Below are 4,967 nucleotides of genomic sequence, written 5' to 3'. Positions count from 1 at the left end.
CGGCAAGCGCGAAGTAATTAGTTCGTTCCTGCCGAGGCCAGTATGCGGCAGTTTTGCAATCTGCAAACGACAAAACGGCAGGCTGCTTACTGTTTCGTTCTTCTGTCGCGCCGGCATGACATGAGGCGTCAACTCGGTATGCGATGAAGCGCCGCGACCGCCGCGTATTGTCGCGCACGACTGACAGGCCGACTGTCAACGCTCAATCCAAATCACACTAAGTGTATCAACGCAAAGGTAGTCCGGTGTGATGGACGTGACCCGTTCACCACTGATTCGGATTATTCATGCGCGACTGGAACTCGAAGGCGTTTGCATGTTTGACAGCGCGCCTGCGCGATGATGCGATGGGGCAGACAGAAGAACCGACATGCCCAGCGCACGGAACGTACTACACGAGCGACCACGCCTCCAGACGCGTCGCACCGATCATCCCAAGCCGCATTGGGAGCACGACGGCCACGACTGGCCGCATCGGCACTCCAGCTCGTTCGTTCACGCTGCAGGTTTGCGCTGGCATGTGCAGCAGATGGGCCGCGGCCCGGTGGTACTGCTGATTCACGGCACCAGCGCCGCAACGCATTCCTTCCGTGCCGTGGCGCCGCTACTCGCCGAGCATTTCACCATGGTGGTGCCCGATCTACCCGGCCACGGCTTCACCGAAACTCCCGATGCATCGCGCATGTCGCTGGACGCGATGGCCGATGGCCTCGCGCAACTCCTCCGCGGACTCGGTCATCGGCCGGTGATGGCGGCCGGGCATTCGGCCGGCGCTGCGGTGCTTGCACGAATGTGCCTCGACGGCGCGATCGATCCCGCCGCTTTGGTCAGCCTCAACGGCGCGCTGCTGCCGATCGGCGGCCGCGCTGGCAAGGTGATGCTGCCGCTGGCGCGACTACTCGCCTCGCGTGCGATCGTGCCGCGGCTGGTGTCCCGGTTCGGCCGCAACAAGGGCTTCGTCGAAAAGATGATCGCCGACACCGGCTCGACGCTGGATGCCGAAGGCGTCGATTACTATCGCCGCCTGGTCTGCAGTCCCGGCCATGTCGCAGCGGCGCTGACCATGATGGCGAGCTGGCAGCTCGAGCAACTCGCCGCCGAGCTGCCGCAGCTGAGGCCGCGTCTGTTGCTGATCGCCGGCGCCAACGACCGCACCATCGCCGCCAAGGACGCCGCGCGCGTGGCCGCGCTGGTGCCTGACTCCAGGATAGTGGTGATGCCGGGGCTCGGTCATCTGGCCCATGAGGAGCGTCCGGCGGAGACTGCCGGGATGATGATCGAACTCGGCCGCGAGCTCGGCTTGTTGCCGCGGATGCTGGCGGCGGCCGAGTAATCACGCTTCTCACCACCCGCGCACAAACGCGTGGGGAGGCGGCCGGCTGTCGCCAAACCGACGCAGTCCTGCGCTGGACTGCGGCCCGTTCGGACGCCCGCCGCAAAGGACCTCCTCGATGCGCCTGCTGTTTTCGCCCCGTCGCGCCGTGACGGCGCTGCTGTTCGCCGCCTTGCTGGCCGGAGCGCCGCCGGTCCACGCACAGGATGCCGGCGTGTCGGCGCAGGCCTCGGCACCCCACGGAAGCGACTCCGACAAGAGCGACAGCAAGGCGGTGAAGAGCGCCCCGGCCAGTGTCGATCTGCGCAAGCTGCCGCCGGACTCCATCACGAAACACAGCCTGACCCTGCAGGGTCGCAGCCTGTCGTTTACCGCGGTCGCGGGCTCGATCCGGCTTTATGACGAGAAGGGCGAGCCGCAGGTCGATCTCGCCTACACGGCCTATCTGCTCGACGGCACCGACCCGCGCACCCGGCCGGTGACCTTCCTGTTCAATGGCGGACCGGGCGCTTCCTCGGCCTGGCTGCAGCTCGGCGCCGCCGGGCCGTGGCGGCTGCCGATCGATCCGGCGCATGCGGTCGCCTCGGCGACGCCGGCGCTGGTGCCCAACGATCAGACCTGGCTGGACTTTACCGACCTCGTCTTCATCGATCCCGTCGGCACCGGCTACAGCCGGTTCATCGCCGGCGGTGACGACGTCCGCAAACATTTCTACTCGGTCGACGGCGACGCCTGGTCGCTCGCGGTGATGATCCGCCGCTGGCTGGAGAAGCACGACCGGCTACTGTCGCCCAAATACGTCGCCGGCGAAAGCTATGGGGGCATCCGCGGCCCGCGTGTGGTCCGCGAGCTGCAGACCAAGCAAGGTGTCGGCGTGCGGGGCCTCGTGCTGGTGTCGCCGCTGCTCGACTTCCGCGATTACTCCGGCTCCAGCCTGCTGCAATACGTCATCCGCTTGCCTACCATGGCGGCGGTGGCCCGGCAGCAAAAGGGCGGGATCGAGCGCGCGGATCTGGCCGATGTCGAGAACTACGCGCGCGGCGACTTCCTCACCGACCTGGTCAAAGGTGAAACCGACATCGCGGCGACGACGCGGCTCGCCGATCGCGTCGCGGCGCTCACCGGCATCGATCCGGCCGAGAGCCGGCGCCTTGCCGGCCGTTTCGGCACCGATGAATTCCGCCGCGCCTTCGACCGCGCCCATGGCCGTATCATCGGCCGCTACGACGCCACCATGTCGGGGCTCGATCCGTTCCCGGACTCCAGCGACTTCCATTTTGGCGATCCGTCCGAAAGCGGCCTGTTCGCGCCGCTGACCAGCGCTGCCATCGATCTGACCCGCAACACGTTGAAATGGAAGCCCGACGGCACCTATCAGCTGCTCAACGGCGCGGTCGCCGGCGCCTGGAATTTCGGCCGCGGCCGCGAGCCGGTGGAGTCGGTGACTCAGCTCCGCGAGATCCTCGCGACCGATCCAACTCTCAAAATCGTGGTCGCGCACGGCCTGTTCGATCTGGCCACGCCGTATTTCGGCAGCCAGATCGCGCTCGATCAGTTGCCGCCGTCGTTGACCGCGGGTCGCGTCAAGCTCGTCACCTGGCCGGGCGGCCATATGCTGTACGCCCGCGACACCGCCCGCACCGGGCTGCGCAGCGAAGCCGAAGCGCTGATGAAGTAACTGCTAGGTGGTCGGCAGCTTGGCCTTCAGCGCGTAGAGCGCATCCAGCGCCTCGCGCGGGGTCAGCTCGTCGGGATGCAGCGCTTTCACCGCCTCGATGAGCGCGTCGGCTTCGCTCGGCGGCGCCGGCTCGGCCGGCGCGCGGGCCGTGATGGCGAACAGCGGCAGATCGTCAATCAGCGTCTTGGGCTGGCCGCGATCATTGGCTTCGAGCTTTGCCAGCACCGTTTTCGCACGATCACCACCGACGGCGGCGGCCCGGCCAGCTTGGGACCTGGATGCCATAGGAGCCGTCGCGGGAGCCCGGCAGCACCTCGTGAAGGAACACCACCTCGCCGCGCCATTCCTTGACCCGCACCGTGGCGTTGAACAGCCGCGGCAGCTTGGCCGACAGCGCGGTGAGCTCGTGATAATGCGTGGCGAACAATGCGCGGCAGCGATTCTGTTCGTGCAGATGCTCGATCGCCGCCCATGCGATCGACAGGCCGTCGAAGGTCGCGGTGCCGCGGCCGATTTCGTCGAGGATCACCAGGGCGCGTTCGCCGGCCTGATTGAGGATCGCGGCGGTCTCGACCATCTCGACCATGAAGGTCGAGCGGCCCCGCGCCAGATCGTCGGCGGCGCCGACGCGGGAGAACAACCGGTCGACGATGCCGATCCGCGCCCGGCTCGCCGGCACGTAGCTGCCGATCTGCGCCAAGAGCGCGATCAGCGCGTTCTGGCGCAGGAAGGTCGACTTACCCGCCATGTTCGGACCGGTCAGCAGCCAGATCTGGCCGTTCTTCTGCGCCGGCCCGGGCGACAGGTCGCACGCATTGGCGATGAACGGTTCGCCGGCCTTCTTCAGGGCCTGCTCGACCACCGGATGCCGGCCACCTTCGATCGCAAAGCCCAGCGAATCGTCGACCTCGGGCCGCACGTAGTTGTCGTCGTGCGCCAGCTTGGCCAGCGCGGTGGCGACATCGAGCTGCGCGAACGCATGCGCGGCGGCGCGCAGATCGTCGCCGGCGTCGTTGATCAGTCCGGCCAGCCGCTCGAAGATTTCCAGCTCGAGCCCGAGCGCGCGGTCGCCCGCATTGGCGATCTTGGCCTCGATTTCGCCAAGCTCGGCGGTGGTGAAGCGGATCTGCCCGGCCAGCGTCTGACGATGGATGAAGGTGGCGTTCAGCGGCGGCGCCAGCAGCTTGTCGCCATTCTGGGCAGAGACCTCGACGAAGTAACCGAGCACGTTGTTGTGCCGGATCTTCAGCGCCTTGACGCCGGTCTCGTCGGCGTAGCGCGCCTGCATGGCGGCGACGACCAGCCGCGAGGCGTCGCGCAGCTTGCGGGTCTCGTCAAGTGCCGGCTCGTAGCCTTCACGGACAAAGCCGCCGTCGCGCTTGAACAGCGGCAGATCGTCAGCCAGCGCCCGCGTGAGTTCTGCGCACAGATCTCGTGACGGTCGCTGCAGCGCCGCCATCGCCACGGCGATCTCCGCCGGCGGCTCGGCCAGTCGTGACAGCTCCGCCAGCGCCTGATCGGCGGCCGAGATTCCGGCGCACAGCGCCGCCAGATCGCGCGGCCCGCCGCGGCCGAGCGACAGCCGCGCCAGCGCTCGTGCCAGATCGGGCGCCGCCCGCAGCGCGCTACGGATCGTCTCGCGCAGCACGGGCTCGGCCACGAACGTTTCGACCGCATCGAGCCGCCGCGCGATCGCCGCCGCGTCGGTCAACGGCGCGGCCAGCCGCTGCGCCAAGAGGCGGGAGCCGGCGGCCGTGACGGTGCAGTCGATGGCGTCGAGCAGCGAGCCGCGACGCTCGCCCGCCAGTGTTCTCGTCAGTTCGAGATTGGCGCGGGTCGCCGGATCGATCGCCATGGTGGTGCCGACCGCTTCGCGCGACGGCGGCGACAGCGGCGGACGCTTACCCAGTTGCGTTCGGTCCACATAGGTGACGCAGGCCGCAGCCGCGGTCGCTT

The 4,967-nt window shown here is 67.9% G+C and carries 2 protein-coding genes and 1 pseudogene; 2 read left to right on the top strand and 1 reads right to left on the bottom strand.

The genetic code is table 11. The features are described 5' to 3' along the window. The first annotated feature begins 370 nt into the window (after window positions 1-370). Both bchO and I5M_RS15905 read left to right on the top strand, forming a co-directional pair. The gene (bchO, locus tag I5M_RS15910) at window positions 371-1,333 is read left to right on the top strand and encodes an alpha/beta fold hydrolase BchO (RefSeq protein WP_022722301.1); all 963 of its coding nucleotides are present in this window, start codon (window positions 371-373) and stop codon (window positions 1,331-1,333) included. A 118-nt stretch (window positions 1,334-1,451) separates the two neighbouring features. Continuing rightward, a complete protein-coding gene (locus I5M_RS15905) occupies window positions 1,452-3,011 on the top strand; it encodes a S10 family peptidase (protein WP_022722300.1) in 1,560 nt (519 codons plus the stop codon). Window positions 3,012-3,014: 3 nt separating this feature from the next. Here I5M_RS15905 and mutS read toward each other — a convergent pair. Then, a pseudogene (gene mutS / locus I5M_RS29885) lies at window positions 3,015-4,967 on the bottom strand (DNA mismatch repair protein MutS); the annotation flags it as partial.

This window comes from Rhodopseudomonas sp. B29 (assembly GCF_000333455.1).
Classification (GTDB): Bacteria; Pseudomonadota; Alphaproteobacteria; order Rhizobiales; family Xanthobacteraceae; genus Rhodopseudomonas.
The sequence above is the reverse complement of the archived record's forward strand: the minus strand, read 5'-3'. Positions and strand labels throughout refer to the sequence as shown.